Origin of the sequence: Roseiarcus fermentans, from assembly GCF_003315135.1 — a bacterium.
GTDB lineage: Bacteria > Pseudomonadota > Alphaproteobacteria > Rhizobiales > Beijerinckiaceae > Roseiarcus > Roseiarcus fermentans.
Genome location: NZ_QNRK01000005.1, coordinates 173443 through 188623 on the forward strand (window position 1 = coordinate 173443; position 15181 = coordinate 188623).

The 15181-nt window shown below is 69.4% G+C and carries 18 protein-coding genes; 3 read left to right on the forward strand and 15 right to left on the reverse strand.

From position 1 onward, the window contains the following. Window positions 1-6: 6 nt before the first annotated feature. The 6 genes from petA to DFR50_RS31925 form a co-directional block, all read right to left on the reverse strand. Window positions 7-651 (reverse strand): ubiquinol-cytochrome c reductase iron-sulfur subunit, encoded by a 645-nt coding sequence (petA, locus tag DFR50_RS06170; protein WP_113888312.1) that lies wholly within the window; start codon window positions 649-651, stop codon window positions 7-9. Window positions 652-811: 160 nt separating this feature from the next. Beyond that, the gene (gene rimM, locus DFR50_RS06175) at window positions 812-1321 is read right to left on the reverse strand and encodes a ribosome maturation factor RimM (protein ID WP_113888313.1); all 510 of its coding nucleotides are present in this window, start codon (window positions 1319-1321) and stop codon (window positions 812-814) included. Window positions 1322-1339: 18 nt separating this feature from the next. After that, the gene (rpsP, locus tag DFR50_RS06180; protein WP_113888314.1) at window positions 1340-1693 is read right to left on the reverse strand and encodes a 30S ribosomal protein S16; all 354 of its coding nucleotides are present in this window, start codon (window positions 1691-1693) and stop codon (window positions 1340-1342) included. Window positions 1694-1725: 32 nt separating this feature from the next. After that, window positions 1726-2244, reverse strand: a complete 519-nt coding sequence (locus DFR50_RS06185; protein ID WP_113888315.1) for a GNAT family N-acetyltransferase — start codon at window positions 2242-2244, stop codon at window positions 1726-1728. Further along, window positions 2241-3809: a signal recognition particle protein gene (ffh, locus tag DFR50_RS06190; protein WP_113888316.1), complete on the reverse strand. Its 1569-nt coding sequence runs from the start codon at window positions 3807-3809 to the stop codon at window positions 2241-2243. Before ffh ends, DFR50_RS06185 begins: the two co-directional genes overlap by 4 nt. A 390-nt stretch (window positions 3810-4199) precedes the next feature. Next, complete coding sequence (locus DFR50_RS31925) at window positions 4200-4361, reverse strand: hypothetical protein (RefSeq protein ID WP_170153073.1); 162 nt, start codon at window positions 4359-4361, stop codon at window positions 4200-4202. A gap of 404 nt (window positions 4362-4765) precedes the next feature. Here DFR50_RS31925 and DFR50_RS06195 point away from each other — a divergent pair, with 404 nt between their 5' ends. Both DFR50_RS06195 and hyi read left to right on the forward strand, forming a co-directional pair. Next, the gene (locus tag DFR50_RS06195; RefSeq protein WP_245427368.1) at window positions 4766-6130 is read left to right on the forward strand and encodes an RsmB/NOP family class I SAM-dependent RNA methyltransferase; all 1365 of its coding nucleotides are present in this window, start codon (window positions 4766-4768) and stop codon (window positions 6128-6130) included. A gap of 20 nt (window positions 6131-6150) precedes the next feature. Next, window positions 6151-6930: a hydroxypyruvate isomerase gene (gene hyi, locus DFR50_RS06200; protein WP_113888318.1), complete on the forward strand. Its 780-nt coding sequence runs from the start codon at window positions 6151-6153 to the stop codon at window positions 6928-6930. A gap of 277 nt (window positions 6931-7207) precedes the next feature. Here the strand turns inward: hyi and DFR50_RS06205 are convergent, their stop codons facing one another. From DFR50_RS06205 to DFR50_RS06240, 8 genes are all read right to left on the reverse strand, one after another. After that, window positions 7208-8092: a S1C family serine protease gene (locus tag DFR50_RS06205; protein ID WP_245427385.1), complete on the reverse strand. Its 885-nt coding sequence runs from the start codon at window positions 8090-8092 to the stop codon at window positions 7208-7210. 179 nt (window positions 8093-8271) lie between these two features. Then, window positions 8272-9225 carry an LOG family protein gene (locus DFR50_RS06210; protein ID WP_113888319.1) on the reverse strand — a complete coding sequence of 318 codons (954 nt, stop codon included), beginning with the start codon at window positions 9223-9225 and terminating at the stop codon, window positions 8272-8274. Between the two features lie 64 nt (window positions 9226-9289). Continuing rightward, the gene (rfbA, locus tag DFR50_RS06215) at window positions 9290-10177 is read right to left on the reverse strand and encodes a glucose-1-phosphate thymidylyltransferase RfbA (protein WP_113888320.1); all 888 of its coding nucleotides are present in this window, start codon (window positions 10175-10177) and stop codon (window positions 9290-9292) included. After that, a complete protein-coding gene (gene rfbB, locus DFR50_RS06220) occupies window positions 10174-11256 on the reverse strand; it encodes a dTDP-glucose 4,6-dehydratase (RefSeq protein ID WP_113888378.1) in 1083 nt (360 codons plus the stop codon). Before rfbB ends, rfbA begins: the two co-directional genes overlap by 4 nt. 17 nt (window positions 11257-11273) lie before the next feature. Then, complete coding sequence (gene rfbD, locus DFR50_RS06225) at window positions 11274-12149, reverse strand: dTDP-4-dehydrorhamnose reductase (protein WP_113888321.1); 876 nt, start codon at window positions 12147-12149, stop codon at window positions 11274-11276. Beyond that, on the reverse strand, window positions 12149-12703 hold the full coding sequence (gene rfbC, locus DFR50_RS06230) for a dTDP-4-dehydrorhamnose 3,5-epimerase (protein WP_113888322.1): 555 nt from the start codon (window positions 12701-12703) through the stop codon (window positions 12149-12151). The genes rfbD and rfbC overlap by 1 nt, the downstream gene beginning before the upstream one ends. Window positions 12704-12880: 177 nt before the next feature. After that, window positions 12881-13399: a peptide-methionine (S)-S-oxide reductase MsrA gene (gene msrA / locus DFR50_RS06235; RefSeq protein ID WP_113888323.1), complete on the reverse strand. Its 519-nt coding sequence runs from the start codon at window positions 13397-13399 to the stop codon at window positions 12881-12883. A 109-nt stretch (window positions 13400-13508) separates the two neighbouring features. Next, window positions 13509-13727, reverse strand: coding sequence for a hypothetical protein (locus DFR50_RS06240; RefSeq protein WP_113888324.1), 219 nt, complete (start codon window positions 13725-13727; stop codon window positions 13509-13511). 275 nt (window positions 13728-14002) lie between these two features. Between DFR50_RS06240 and DFR50_RS31930 the strand changes: the two genes are divergently transcribed. Then, window positions 14003-14257 carry a hypothetical protein gene (locus tag DFR50_RS31930; protein ID WP_170153074.1) on the forward strand — a complete coding sequence of 85 codons (255 nt, stop codon included), beginning with the start codon at window positions 14003-14005 and terminating at the stop codon, window positions 14255-14257. Window positions 14258-14302: 45 nt separating this feature from the next. Here DFR50_RS31930 and DFR50_RS06250 read toward each other — a convergent pair whose 3' ends face one another. Next, window positions 14303-14827 carry a cupin domain-containing protein gene (locus tag DFR50_RS06250; protein ID WP_113888325.1) on the reverse strand — a complete coding sequence of 175 codons (525 nt, stop codon included), beginning with the start codon at window positions 14825-14827 and terminating at the stop codon, window positions 14303-14305. Window positions 14828-15181 lie beyond the last annotated feature (354 nt).

A 15181-nucleotide genomic window follows, 5' to 3' on the forward strand; every position in this document is an offset into this window, starting at 1 on the left:
CGCCTGTCACACCTGCAGGATCGAATTGAAGTCGAAGGCCTCTCCCGGCGGGTTCTCGCCGATCCGCAGCGTCTTGTCGTCGGGGAAGACGTTGGGCGGAACCGGCAGGTTGTAGGGCGCGGGCACGCCCTGGAAGACGCGGGCGGCGAGATCGTACTTCGAGCCGTGGCAGGGGCAGAAGAAGCCGCCCGGCCAGTCGGGCGCCGGCGTGGACGCGTCCGGGCTCGGAAGGAACAGCGGCACGCAGCCGAGATGGGTGCAGATGCCGACGACGACGAGGAACTCCTCCTTGATCGAGCGATGCCAGTTCCGGGCGTAGTCCGGCTGCTGCAGGGTTTGAGAATCGGGATCGCGCAGCATCGACGTGAGCTTCGGCTCCCTCAGCCCCTTCAGCGCTTCCGGCGTGCGGCGGACGACGAAGACCGGCCGCGACGCCCACAGGATCACGATCCGCTGGCCGGGCTGGATCTGGGTGACGTCGACATCGACCGGCCCCGCGGCGGCGATTGTCGCCGCGTCGGGATTCATCTGGTCGATGAACGGCCACGCCACCGCGGCGACCCCGACCGCGGCCACCGACCCGGTCATCAGATAGAGGAAATCGCGCCGCGGCGGATGCGCGGGCGCGTCTGCGGCTCCAGTGTCGCTCATCGGATGCGCCTCCCCGAGTCTAAGGATCGAACGCCCATAGCGACGCCGTCGAGCGAATGTGTGGCGCGACGGAACCAAGCTCGCGGGCGCCCGCCCGCGGCGGGATGGCGCGCGGAAGGAGAAGCCGCGGGCGGGGCGGGCGACGCCGGCGTTGGCCGTTTCACGTGTCCGCAGGCGGCGCGACGACCATCCGGCCGGCCGCGAAGTCGATCTCCGGGACGACGGCCCTGGTGAACGGCACGAGCAGCGATTCGCCGCCGCCCCCGGGCGCGATCTCGAGAATGTCGCCGGCGCCGTAGTTCGACACCGCGACGACGCGGCCGAGCGCGCGCCCGTCGGCCGTCACGGCCGCGAGGCCAATCAGGTCGTCGTGGTAGAACTCGTCCTCGCTCGGCGCGGGCAGCCGGTCGCGGCTGGCGAACAGCTCGACCCCCGTGAGCGCGGCGGCCGCCTCGCGGGTCTCGACGCCCTTCACCTTCGCCGCCAGCATGGCGTCTTTCAGCGGCCGCAGCCGCTCGAAGGAAAAGTCTCGCGTGCGCGCGGCGTCGGTCAGCGGCCCGTAGGCGCCGATCGCCTTCGGGTCGACGGTGAAGGACTGCACGCGCACCTCGCCGCGCACGCCCTGCGGCGCGCCGAACCGGCCGACGAGGACGAACCGGTCCGCGCCCATGGCGCCGCGGCCGAAGGCTTACGCCGCAGCGGCTGCGGCCGCGGCCTTTTCGGCGGCGGCGAGACGCTCCTGCGCCTTCTTCTTCGGCTTGGCCTTCTCGGGATTGTTGCGCTGGTCGCGCTTGGCGAGGCCGAGGCTGTCGAGCAGGCGCAGCACGCGATCGGTCGGCTGGGCGCCCTTGGCCAGCCATTCCTTCGCCTTGTCCTGATCGAGCACCAGGCGGTCGGCGGCGTCCTTGGCCTTCATCGGGTCGAAGGTGCCGATCTTCTCGACGAAGCGGCCGTCCCGCGGCGAGCGCGCGTCGGCGATGACGATGCGGTAGAACGGACGCTTCTTGGCGCCGGCGCGGGACAGACGGATTTTCAGGGACATCTCGATTTTCCTTTTTTCAATCTTCGAATTTTTCAGTTGAGACGAAGGGCGGCGCGGGAGGGATGGCGGAAAATCGCGCAATCCGCCCCGCGAAACGGAACCACGCGTTCGAAGGTCGCTCCCAGTCGTTCCGCGACGCGGATCGAGGGCCTGTTTTCGACATCGATCAGACTGATGACGGTCTCCCAACCGAGCGTTTCGTAAGCGAACGCCCGGGCCCGCCGGCCGGCTTCCTGCGCGAGGCCGCGGCCGCGCATCGGCGGCAGAATCGTCCAGGCGACCTCTCGGCCCGGAAATCCTTCCGGCGACCAAAGCCCTGCCCAGCCGACGAATTCCGCGGTCGCTTTGTCCGCCAGAACCCAGTGGCCAAAGCCTCTCAGGACCCAATGCCCAAGGTAGCTGGCCATACGGCGCCAGGCGTCGTCGCGCGAATGGACGCCGCCAATGAAGCGCGCGTCCCGAGGGTCGGCGTAGACTGCGGCGAACGGCTCGAAGTCGTCTTCGCGCCATTCCCGCAAGACCAGCCGCTCGGTCTCGAGAACGGGAATCACTTCTTCTTGCCGAACGGGTTCAAGGCGCCGCCGCCGAGGCCGGGAAGCTTGGGGCCGCTTGAGCCGACGCCGGGAAACCGCGGCGGCAGGCTGAAGGCGCCGGGAGGCGGCGCCGAGGGCAGGACGGGCGGCGAGGGCGGCAGGCCGGGCGCGCCGGCGCCGCCCATCTGCTTCTGGAACGCCTCGAGCTGCTCCGGCGTCGGCGTCGGCATATTGCCGAGCCCCATCATCTGCCCGAGCTTGCCCATCATGCCGCGCTTGGCGTTCGGGCCGCCCATCATCTTCATCATGTCCGCCATCTGGCGATGCTGCTTGAGCAGACGGTTGACGGCCTCAACGGTGACGCCGGCGCCGGCGGCGATGCGCTTCTTGCGCGAGGCCTTGAGGATGTCGGGGTTGCGCCGCTCCTGCATGGTCATGGAGGAGATGACGGCGCGCTGGCGCTTGATGACCTTGTCGTCGAGGTTGGCCGAGGCGAGCTGGTCCTTCATCTTGGCGACGCCGGGCAGCATGCCGAGGATGCCGCCCATGCCGCCCATCTTCTCGACCTGGGCGAGCTGCTCGTACAGGTCGTTGAGGTCGAAGACGCCCTTGCGCATCTTCTCGGCCATCCTGGCCGCCTGCTGGGCGTCGATCGTCTGCGCCGCCTTCTCGACCAGGCTGACGATGTCGCCCATGCCGAGGATTCGGTCGGCGAGGCGCGAGGGGTGGAAGTCCTCGACGGCGTCCATCTTCTCGCCGACGCCGAGGAGCTTGATCGGCTTGCCGGTGACGGCGCGCATCGAGAGCGCGGCGCCGCCGCGCCCGTCGCCGTCCATCCGGGTGAGCACGATGCCGGTGAGGCCGACGCGCTCGTTGAAGCTCTTGGCGAGATTGACCGCGTCCTGGCCGGTGAGGGCGTCGGCGACCAGCAGCACCTCATGGGGATGCGCGGCGTCGCGGATCTGCGCCATCTCCTCCATCAGCGGCTCGTCGACATGGGTGCGGCCCGCGGTGTCGAGCAGCACGACGTCGTAGCCCTGGAGGCGGGCGGCGGCTTCGGCGCGCCGGGCGATCTCGACCGGGTCCTGGCCGGGGATGATCGGCAGCGTGTCGACGCCGACCTGGCGCCCGAGGATCGCGAGCTGCTCCTGCGCCGCCGGGCGCTTCACGTCGAGCGAGGCCATCAGCACCTTGCGCCGGTCGCGCTCGGCCAGACGCTTGGCGATCTTGGCCGCGGTGGTCGTCTTGCCAGCGCCCTGGAGGCCGACCAGCATGATGGCGACGGGAGCGGGGGCGTTGAGGTCGATCGCCTGCGACTCGCGGCCGAGCGTCTCGACCAGAGAATCGTGGACGATCTTGACCACCATCTGTCCGGGCTTGACCGACTTGATGACGGCGGCGCCGATGGCCCGGGTCCGGGTCCGGTCGACGAAGGAACGCACGACCTCGAGCGCCACGTCCGCCTCGAGCAGGGCGCGGCGCACCTCGCGCATGGCGGCGTTGACGTCCTCTTCCGAGAGGGCGCCGCGGCCGGTCAGCTTGTCCAATATGCCGGAGAGCTTTTCGGAGAGGCTCTCGAACATGTGCGCTCCTTTGAGGCGAATCGCGAAGGGTGAAGAGCGAAAGGTCAGGCCGAGACGCCCTCTCCTCGCTACTCGCCATTCGCCATTCGCGCGTTCATCCAACGCCAATCGCGCCCGGGAGCGCGACGCGCAGCCGGACGGGGACCGCCGATCGCGAGGAACGGACGGCTTGATCGACGAGGCGGAAACCTGACGAAGGGCCGGTCTTTAGGCGCGCGCGGCGGCGATGTCAATTGCGCGGACTGCGCCTAACTGCGCCTGCAAGGGCCGGGCGCGGGGCGGGGACGAGCCCCGGGGGTCCTTGGGTCCGACCCGTCGACCCCTGCGCGTCCTCGACAACGGATCCGCGCAAGACCTCGCGCCCATTCTTTCGGTCGGACCTCGCGCCTGTCAGTCCTCGATGCCGATCGGCGTCTTCGAACGCCGCGAGAGGTATTCGCTGCCGGCGACCCCCGCCAGAACGATCGCCCAACTCGCCGGATCGGCGACCGAGCCGTCGATGATCGCGGCAAGACCTGCGCTGACCACGGCGAACACTGCGATCCGTGTCATGGGAAGACTCCAAATCCGGTCTTGTGACCGCTTCGAACCACCTTCGCTTCGGTCGAAGTCGTGACTAGCATATCTCTTGCGATGCAGCAATAACGTTTCAAGAGTCGCCGCGAGATTGCGGCAATAAATAATCTTTAGCAACCGTCTCGGCCTGTCCCGGACGGCTCCGGGGCGATTGAGCGGGCGATATTGTGTCAAAAGCCGTCATGTAATCTGACATGATCTCGGTTAATCGGGTGAATCTGCCAGTTAACACTATTGTCGTCTCACCCGGAGGCGGGCATGGCGGTGGCCATTGGCGTCGCCTTTTCGCGCCGGGGCGGCCGTCTGACTCAAGTCAGCCCCAAAAATCCCGTATAGACTGGCGACGAAAGCGGCCGGAACGATTCGAGAAAGAGGCGCGGGTGATCAGACAGCAGCGCGGATTTTCCGGACCCCGGGCTCGAACGCCCGAGCCGCCGCAGCCCGGGCTCACCGCCCGGATCGCCGCGGCGCGGGCGGTCGTCGAGGCCGTGACGATGGCGAGGCCGGTCGACGAGCGGCTCGCCGCCGACCTGTCTCTTCGCGATCCTCGCCTCGACCCGCGCGACCGGGCGCTCGCGCGCTCGATTGCGACGGTTGCGCTGCGACGCCTCGGCACGATCCGCAAGGCCCTCGCCCAGAGAATGGAAAAGGGCCTGCCGCGCCGCTGCGGGGCGCTGGAATGGACGCTGGTCGCGGGCGCGGCCCAGCTTCTCTTCATGGAGACGCCCGATCACGCGGCGGTCGACCTCGCCGTGCGGGCGGCGCGGGCGGACGCAGCCAGCGCGCCGTTCGCGGGGCTCGCCAATGCGGTGCTGAGGGCGGTGGCGCGCGATCGCGACGCCATTCTCGCCGCCTCCGATCCGCTCGACGACGACACGCCGCCCTGGCTCGCGGCGCGCTGGCGCGCGACCTGGGGCGAAGAAGCCGCGCGCGCGATCGCCGCCGCGAACCGCTGCGAGCCGACCCTCGACCTCAGCGTGAAGAGCGACCCGCAGCAATGGGCGGATCGCCTCGGCGGCGTCGTGCTGCCGACCGGGTCCGTCCGCCTCGATTCCCACCGTCCGATCGCCGAGCTCGAAGGCTATGGCGACGGTGAGTGGTGGGTGCAGGACGCGGCCGCGGCGCTGCCGGCGCGGCTTCTGGGCCCGCGCGCCGGACTGCGCGTGGTCGATCTGTGCGCGGCGCCGGGCGGAAAGAGCGCCGAACTGGCCGCGGCCGGCGCCTCGGTGGTGACGGTGGACCGGTCCGCGGAACGGCTGAAGGTCCTCGCCGCCAATTTCGAACGGCTGAAGCTGCACGCCGACATCGTCGTGGCCGACGCCCTCGCCTTCGACGCGCCGCTGTTCGACGCGGCGTTGCTCGATGCGCCATGCACCGCCACGGGCACGATCCGCCGCCACCCCGACGTCGCCTGGCTCAAGCGCCCCGCCGATCTCGCCGTCCTGGTCAAGCTGCAGGCGCAGTTGCTCGACAAGGCGGTCGCGCTGACCCGCCCCGGCGGACCGATCGTCTACTGCACCTGCTCGCTCGAGCCCGAGGAGGGCGAGGCCCAGATCACCGCCCTGCTTCGGCGCAACCCCGACGTCGCGAGGTCGCCGATCTCGGTCGGGGAGATCGGCGGCCTGTCCCAATGTCTCACGCCGGCCGGCGAACTGCGGACGCTGCCGTTTCATCTCTGGGGCGATAATCCCCGCCGCTCTGGGCTCGACGGGTTTTTCGCCGCCCGGCTCGTCAAGACCGGCTGAAGCGGGAAGGGGCGATCGTCGTGCCGAAATTTTCCGCCAATCTCAGCTTCCTGTTCACCGAGCTGCCGTTTCTCGACCGTTTCGCCGCCGCCGCCGCGGCGGGGTTCGAGGCGGTGGAGTACATGTCGCCCTATGGCCATGATCCGCGCGCCATCGCCGCGCGCCTCGCCGACCACGGCCTGACCCAGGCGCTGTTCAACCTGCCCGCGGGCGACTGGGACGCGGGGGAGCGGGGACTCGCGATTCGTCCGGACCGCGTCGCGGCGTTCCGCGACGGGCTGGCCGTCGCGCTCGACACCGCCGATGCGCTCGGCTGCCTGCGGCTGAACTGCCTCGCCGGGATCGTTCCCGCCGGCGCCGACCGGCGGGCGCTTGAAGCGACCCTGGTCGACAATCTCGCCTTCGCCGCGGACGCCGCCGCGCGGCGGGGCGTGCGGCTCCTGATCGAGCCGATCAACGACCGCGACATGCCCGGTTTCTTTCTCACCCGGAGCGACGACGCGCTGAAGCTGATCGAGCGCGTCGGGTCGCCGAACCTCTGGCTTCAGGCGGACATCTATCACATGCAGGTGATGGAGGGCGATCTCGCCCGGCGGCTCGAGGCGGCGGCGGCGCGCGTCGCGCACATCCAGATCGCCGACAATCCTGGGCGGCGCGAACCGGGCACGGGCGAAATCAACTACGGCTTTCTCATCCCCTTCATCGATCGGCTCGGCTACGACGGCTGGATCGGATGCGAGTATCGCCCGACGACGACCGCGGAAGCGGGCCTCGGCTGGATGCGCGCCTATCGGACCTGAGGACGCGATCGTCGCGCCTGCCCATCCGGCCTCACATTCGCATTCCACGTGTCAAAAATGTGTCCAGAGTGTGACGGTCGTCACAGCCGAGCCCGGCGATCTATGGTGAATATAATCATGCGGCGTCGGGGGAGTTGGCGTCGAGAGTGGGTTTTCGCAATCAAGGATGCGTCATAGGGCGAGGCAGTCGCGGCTCTTGCGCGCGGCTGCTGGCGCACCGCCGTGTGCGGCGACCCTTTTCGGGTTGTCCTTGATTCCGAAAGCCCGCACGACGCCGCTATTGCAGCCGCGGCCGTTTCAGGAACGCGGCGCGATCGGCGGAACGGATTTTCACGCCGAGCGCGCGCCCGTCGCGAATGATCTCGATCGGCACCTCGACGCCGGCCTCTCCCAGATCCCAGACCTTGCGGTAGAAGTCGCCGAGATCGGTCACCTCGTCCCCGCAGACCGAGGCCAGAATATCGCCGCGACGAAGCCCCGCATTCGCCGCCGGACCGGGTTCCGACACGGCCGCCACGACGATCTCGCCTTCGTTCTGCGCCGAATAGACGCCGAGCCAGGGCCTGGCCGGCTTGTTCACCCGGCCGTAGGTCAGAAGGTCGTCGAGGATCGGCGGCAGCAGGCCGATCGGCACGATCATGTTGACGTCCCGCGGCCCGCCGCGCTCCGGAGACTGCTCGACGTGGAGGGAGCCGATTCCGATCAGCCGGCCGTCGGCCCCGATGGCGCCGGCGCCGCCCCAGAAGGGGTGCGCCGGCGCGGTGAAGATCGCCTCGTCGAGATAATATTCCCAGTAGCCGGCGAACTCCTGCTTGCCGACGATTTCCGCCTGCACGGGCTTCGTCCCGCCGCCGGCGGCGACGAGAATGGAATCGCCGAGCCGAGCCAGGTCCGAGCGCCCGAGTTCCAGCGCCGGACAGTCGAGAGGCTCGAGCGCCTGAACCAGGCCGAAGCCCGATTCCGAGTCGATGCCGAGCGCGTGGGCGTGAATGACGCGCCCGTCCGCCCGCGCGAGCCAGACGGTTTCGGCTTCCGTGACGAGGTAGCCGATCGTCAGAACCAGACCGTTCTCGCCGATCACCACGCCGCTGCCGGTCCGCTGCTCGCCGAGCGTCTTGGCGGTGAACGCGTCCTCCGGAATCGACGACTGAACCGTCACGATCGACCGGAGCGCCCGCGCCGTATCGAAGCCCGGCCTGGTCGCCTTCCATTCGTCCCGACGCGGCTTTTCCGTCACCGTTCCTCCCCTCCGAATGAGAGCTGGCGGACTCTACGTCCTTGAGGCCGAAGCCGCAATTCCGGCTTTCCGGTTCCGTCCCCGCGTCCCGCCGGAAGCCGGCGTCACGCCTCCGGGTCGAAGCGCTCGGCCCTTTCCCGCTCCCACTTCTCGATGCCGGCCCAGATGTCGTCCGCGGTCTCGGCGTACCAGAACAGGTCCCGGTCCTCGGGATCGACGACCCCCTCGTCGACGAGGAAGTCGAAATCGACCGTCTTGCGCCAGTGCTGCTCGCCCACGAGCACGATCGGCATCGGCCGGATCTTTCGCGTCTGGCTGAGGGTCAGGACCTCGAACAACTCGTCGAGCGTGCCGTAGCCGCCCGGAAACGCCACCAGCGCCATCGCGCGCTGCAGGAAATGCAGCTTGCGCAGCGCAAAATAATGGAAGTTGAAGCACAGCTCCGGCGAGACGTAGGGGTTGGGAAACTGCTCGCGCGGCAGGCTGATGTTGAGGCCGATGGACTCGGCCCCGGCTTCGAACGCGCCGCGGTTGGCCGCCTCCATGACGCCCGGGCCGCCGCCCGTCACGATCAACGTCCGCCCGTCGCCGGCGGCGGCGTTCGCCTCGGCGACGATCCGGCCGAACGCGCGGGCGATCTCGTAATAGCGGCTGTTGGCCAGCAGGCGCTCGGCGATCGCGAGGCTTCTCTCGTAGTCCGGCGCGTCGCCCGAAGGACGCTTTGCCCGCAAGGCTTCGACGCGCCGAAGCGCCTCTCCCGGCTCGCAGATGCGCGAGCTGCCGAACACCACGATCGTGCGTTCGACCTTGGCGGCGCGAAGCCCGAACTCGGGCTTCAGGTAGTCCATCTGCAGGCGCAAGCCCCGCACGGCGTCGCTTGAGAGGAAGTCGATGTCCTCGCTGGCGAGGCGATAGGACGGAGACTCGAGGATGGCGAGCACGCGCGCCGCCGCCTCCGGATCGTCGCTGGCCAGCGACGACAGCGGCGACGGCAGGGGCCTTACCCTGTCGAAAGGCTCCGGCGGATGCGGAACCGGACTCCTCGGGCGGCTTTTCATCGTCTGGTTCCGTTTTGCCGGGCCGTTGGCCTCGAGCCCCCCGGCCCGTCGACGGGCGTTGTCGTCACCGCATCCTTGTCTCGCGCCGCTCAGACAGGATCGAGCGCAGGTACTGGCCGTAGGCGCTCTTGCCGAACCGGTCGGCGAGCGCCCCGAGTTCGGCGGCGCCGATGAAGCCTTGATCGTAGGCGATCTCCTCCGGGCAGCAGATCTTCACCCCCTGACGCACTTCCAGCGTACGCACGAAAGCCGCGGCGTCCACCAGCGAATCCGGGGTTCCGGTGTCGAGCCAGGCGTAGCCGCGGCCCATGCGCTCGACGCTGAGCGAGCCGGCCTCGAGATAGACCCGGTTGACGTCGGTGATCTCGTATTCGCCGCGCGCCGACGGCTTCAGCGCCTTGGCGATCTCGACCACCTGCGCATCGTAGAAGTAGAGGCCGGTCACCGCCCAGTTCGACCGCGGCTTCGAGGGCTTCTCCTCGATGGAGAGGGCGCGGAACGACGAGTCGAACTCCACCACGCCGTAGCGCTCCGGGTCCGGCACGTGATAGGCGAACACCGTCGCGCCTTTGGCGCGGGAAGCTGCGCGTCGCAACTGCTCGCTCAGCCCCGCCCCGTAGAAGATGTTGTCGCCGAGGACCAGCATCGCCGGGTCGCCGCCGACGAACGCCTCGCCGATGACGAAGGCCTGGGCCAGCCCGTTCGGGGTCGGCTGCTCGGCGTATTCGAAGCGCATGCCCCACTGGCCGCCGTCCCCGAGCAGGCGGCGGAACATCGGCATGTCGTGCGGCGTCGAAATGATCAGAACCTCGCGGATTCCGGCCAGCATCGCCACCGACAGCGGATAGTAGATCATCGGCTTGTCGTAGACCGGCACGAGCTGCTTCGAGACGGCCAGCGTGATCGGATGCAGACGGGTGCCCGAGCCCCCGGCCAGAATGACGCCCTTCATGAGTCGACTCCGATCGCGACCGGCGGGTCCTCGGCCAGCACGCCGAGTCGCTCGCCGGCGTAGACCTTTTCGCGCAGCGGCCGCCACCACCATTCGTTGTCGAGGTACCAGCGCACCGTCTTCTCGATCCCGGTGTCGAACGTCTCCTGCGCCCGCCAGCCGAGCTCGCGCTCGAGCTTGGTCGCGTCGATGGCGTAGCGCAGATCGTGCCCGGGACGGTCGGCCACGAACGTGATCAGATCGGCGTAAGGCCGGACTGCGGGCTTCAGCCGGTCGAGAATGGCGCAAATCGTGCGCACGACGTCGATGTTGCGCCGCTCGTTGCGGCCGCCGACGTTGTATTTCTCGCCGATCCGGCCACGGCTCACGATGACGTCGAGGGCGCGGGCGTGGTCCTCGACATAGAGCCAGTCGCGCACGTTGGTCCCGGCGCCGTAGACCGGCAGCGGCTTGCCGTGCATGGCGTTGAGGATGACGAGCGGAATCAGCTTCTCGGGGAAGTGATAGGGCCCGTAGTTGTTGGAGCAGTTGGAGATGACGGCCGGGAACTTGTACGTGTGCGCCCAGGCGGAGACGAGGTGGTCCGACGCCGCCTTGGAGGCGGAATAGGGCGAGCTGGGGTCGTAGGGCGTGGTCTCGACGAACAGGCCGTCGGGCCCGAGCGAGCCGTAGACCTCGTCGGTCGACACGTGCAGGAAGCGGAAGGTTTCGCGCCCGTCGCCGGAAAGGCCGAGCCAGTGGGCGCGCGCCGCCTCGAGCAGCGAGAACGTGCCCAGAATGTTGGTCTGGATGAAGGCGTCGCTGCCGGTGATCGAGCGGTCGACGTGGCTCTCGGCGGCGAGGTGGATGACGTGATCCGGCCGGAACCCCGCCAGCGCCTCCGCGATTCCCGCCCGGTCGCAGATGTCGATCTTGGCGAAGCGGTAGTTCGGCGCGTTGCCGATGGTCGCGAGCGACGCCAGGTTGCCGGCATAGGTGAGATTGTCGACGTTGAGCACGTCGACGCCGGCGCCGACCAGGTGACGGCACAGCGCCGACCCGATGAATCCCGCGCCGCCCGTCACCAGGACCTTACGCATGTCGTTCATCTCCACGGTCAGGTCAGCAGCCGGGCGCAGCAAGCCGCGACCGACTCCCGCCACGGCGGCAGCGCGAGCCCGTAGACCCGGGCGAGCTTCGCATTGTCGAGCCGCGAGTTGGCGGGACGGCGCGCCGGCGTCGGATAGTCCGACGTCGAGATGCGCCTGACCCGCGTCAGGCGGCGGCCGCGGGCGTGGGCCTCGGCGAACACCGCCTCGGCGAGGTCCGCCCAGGTCGCTTCGCCTCCGCCGGTCATGTGAAACACGCCGCGCAGCGCGGGCGTCGCGTCGTCGCGGAGGCGCCGGGCGATCGCGATCAGCGCGTCGGCGATGTCGAGCGCCGAGGTCGGATTGCCGCGCTGGTCGGCGACCACGCCGACCTCGTCGCGGGTCTCGTTCAGGCGCAGCATGGTGCGGACGAAATTGCCGCCGAACGGGCTGTAGACCCAGGCGGTGCGCAACACGGCGCTGTTTGCCCAGCGCTCCGAAACGAGCCGTTCGCCCGCGAGCTTGGAGCGCCCGTAGGCGCCGGTCGGGCCGGTCGGATCGTCCTCGCGATAGGGGCGGTCGAGCGCGCCGTCGAACACGTAGTCGGTCGACAGGTGCAGGAGCGGCGCGCCGGCGCGGGCCGCGGCCTCGGCGACGTGGCCGGCGCCGTCGGCGTTGGCCCTCGTCGCGACGGCCTCCTCGCTTTCGGCCTTGTCGACCGCGGTGTAGGCGGCCGCGTTGATCACCACGTCGGGGCGCGCCGCGGCGATCCCGGCGAGAACGCCGTCCCGGTCCTCGAGCGCGAAGTCCGGCCGGCTGAGCGTGACGATCTCGACCTCCGGCCCCGCCCGCTCGCGCAGCGACGTCGCGACCTGTCCCCTCGACCCCGTGACCGCGATGCGCATCAGCCGAACAGCTCCGCAGCGTCCTTCAGCCGCGGCCAGCGCCTGTCCTTGTCCGACAGCGTCGGACCGCCCGGCGGCAGCGGCCAGGCGATCCCGATGTCCGGGTCATCCCAGGCGACGCCGCGGTCGTTGGCCGGCGAATAGACCGCCGTGGTCTTGTACAGGACCTCGGTGTCCGGCTCGAGCGTGACGAATCCGTGGGCGAAGCCGATCGGCACCAGCAACTGGCGCCAGTTTTCCGCCGACAGCTCCACCGCGACATATTTGCCGAACGTCGGCGACGCGCGGCGAATATCGACCGCGACGTCGAGAATTCGGCCCCGGGCGACGCGCAGCAGCTTGTCCTGGGCGAACGGCGCGGTCTGGAAATGCAACCCGCGCAGCGTCCCGGCCGGCGCGGAATACGAATGATTGTCCTGAACGAAGGTCAAGTCCAGGCCGGCGGCCTCGAAGGCGTCCCTGTTGTAGGTTTCCGAGAAGAAGCCGCGGGCGTCGCCGTGCTTCTTCGGCGTCACGATCTTCACAGCAGGGATGGCCGTGTCTTCGACTTGCACCGTCGGGCTCTCCGAATACTGGCGGCCACGCGGCCCGGGCCTCCTTGCCAGAAATTGGCAGGCCCCGCCAGTCGAAAACGCCTCCGCGCTGGCGCGCGAAAACGCCGCGGGCCCTCCCTTAGCGGGCGAACCGATCGGGGGCAATCGCCCGCGCCGAAGCGGCGCGGGCGCCGGCCGCTATTCGGCGGCGGCCCGCTTCGGCAGGACCCAGCCGGCGCGCGGGAAGTGGCAGGTGTAGCCGTTGGGATAGCGCTCGAGATAGTCCTGATGCTCGGGCTCGGCCTGCCAGAACGGCCCGGCCGGCACGACCTCGGTCACCACCTTGCCCGGCCACAGGCCGGAGGCCTCAACGTCGGCGATGGTGTCGAGCGCCACGCGCTTCTGCTCGTCGGTGACGAAGAAGATCGCCGAGCGGTAGCTGCGGCCGCGGTCGTTGCCCTGCCGGTCGCGGGTCGACGGGTCGTGGATCTGGAAGAAGAACTCCAACAGCGCCCGGTAGCTCGTCTTCGTGGGGTCGAACGCGATCTCGATCGCCTCGGCGTGGTCGCCGTGGTTGCGATAAGTGGCGTTCGGCGTCCTGTCGTCGCCGGTGTAGCCGACCCGGGTCGCGATCACCCCCGGCAGACGGCGGATCAGATCCTGCATGCCCCAGAAACACCCGCCGGCAAGCACCGCGCGCTCGATCGTATCGGCCATGGACCCGCTCCCTTCGCATCGAAAGACTGTCGCTGTTCGCGACGAATCTGGCGTTCGTTACCGCCGCTTTCAAGGCGCCCGCCGCGCGAGGGCTCGGGACGAGGCGCGACTACGCCGCCTTCGACTCGCGCGAGAACCAGGCGAGGCCGAGCAGGACGAGCCCGAAGACCAGCGCGCCGATCCCATGGGTGACGTGGATGTGCGTGCCGCCCGGCTCGAACCCCGGCAGGAACGACGGCAGGCCGCCGGCCGGCACGAGGAAATAGACGGCGGCGAGCACGAGGTCGACGAGGCCGAGCAAGCCGGCGGCGATCGAGATGAGGTTCATGGTTTTCACCCGCAGGGACGAGGAGGGCGCCGGCGTCCCGCCGAAGACCCGCGCCCTCGGGGGCGCCGCCCGATTCCGGGCGGCGGCGCGGTCCCCCTATAGAAGGACGAGCGCGGCGTGGCGATCCGGAAATTGGTAGGGCGCCTGGCGTTCAGGACGCCACCGGCGCGCCTCTTCCCGGGGTCGTCCCGCGCCGCGCGGAACTCGGTCGCGGTTGACGCGTTCACCTCGCAGCGACGGGCGCGCCAGAGCGTCCTTCCAGAGCGGAGGTTATGATGGTTTCCAGGATTCTCGTCGCGGCTTCGGCGGCCGCGCTGACGCTCGCCGCCTCGCACACGGCGCTTGCGAACGAGACCGGCGCGGTCACCGGCGGCGTCGCGGGGGCGGTCGGCGGCGCAGTCGTGGGCGGCCCGGTCGGGGCTGTGGTCGGCGGGGTCGGCGGCGCGGCGATCGGCAATTCGATGACCAACCACCGGCATTACTACCATCGGTATGGGTATTACCATCACCCGTACCACCACTATTACTAAACGAGCAGAGGCGCTCCGCCGGAGTCCCCGCCTCCGCGGGGCCGACTACCGGCGCAGCAGTTCGGTGCGATAGTTGGGAGCGAGCGCGGCGATTCGCCGGCTCCGCTCGCTCCTCTGCTCGGCGTCCAGCTCGGGGTGCGGAGACGTGCGGCTATCCAGCGGGTCGCCGACTTCGACAAAGAACGCGTCGAGTCCGGCCGGAACGCACAGGCACAGCATACGCGCCGGCGCGCCGGACACGTTCTTGAAGACATGCGGAGCGTTGGCCGGGATGTTCACGGTCGAACCGGCGTGGACGGTCGTGGCCCGGCCGCGAAAGGTGAACAGAAGTTCGCCTTCGAGCAGGGTAAAACTCTCCTCGAAGTCGTGACGATGCGGAGGCGGCCCGCCGCCGTCGGGCACGAGCATGTCGATCAGGCAATACGCTCCCGCAGTGTCTTCGCCGGAAACGAGGATGCTGTAGGTGTCGCCGACCAACGCCACGTGCCGGACGCCGGGACTGTCCCGGTCGGCCACGGTCAGCGCGCGGGTCGGGTCGTCGGGAGGGATGGCGCTGGAATCGACGCTCATGGGTCTGTCTCCTCGTCAGGCAGACAGTCGCCGGGCGCATCGTGGCGTTCGTATGGCCGGGCCCGAAGCCGCCCGCCCGAGACTCGGGGTCGGCGACGATCCGCTAAGCGCCGCGAGCGACGATCGCGCTCGGTCGGGGCAGGACGCGGCGTCCAGGTCTACCCGTTCGAGGCTCATCGCCTCGGCGGCGGGACGGCTCGACGGAGCGATACACGGAGCCGGGCAAGCGCCAGGTGGATCTGGCCGACGCGACGCCGGACTGGCTCGCGGCGGAGACGGGCGTCAGGGATATTCTGACCGCCGACGTCAGGGATTTTCGCCGCTATCGGCTTCCCGACGGCCAGCCGGCAATTG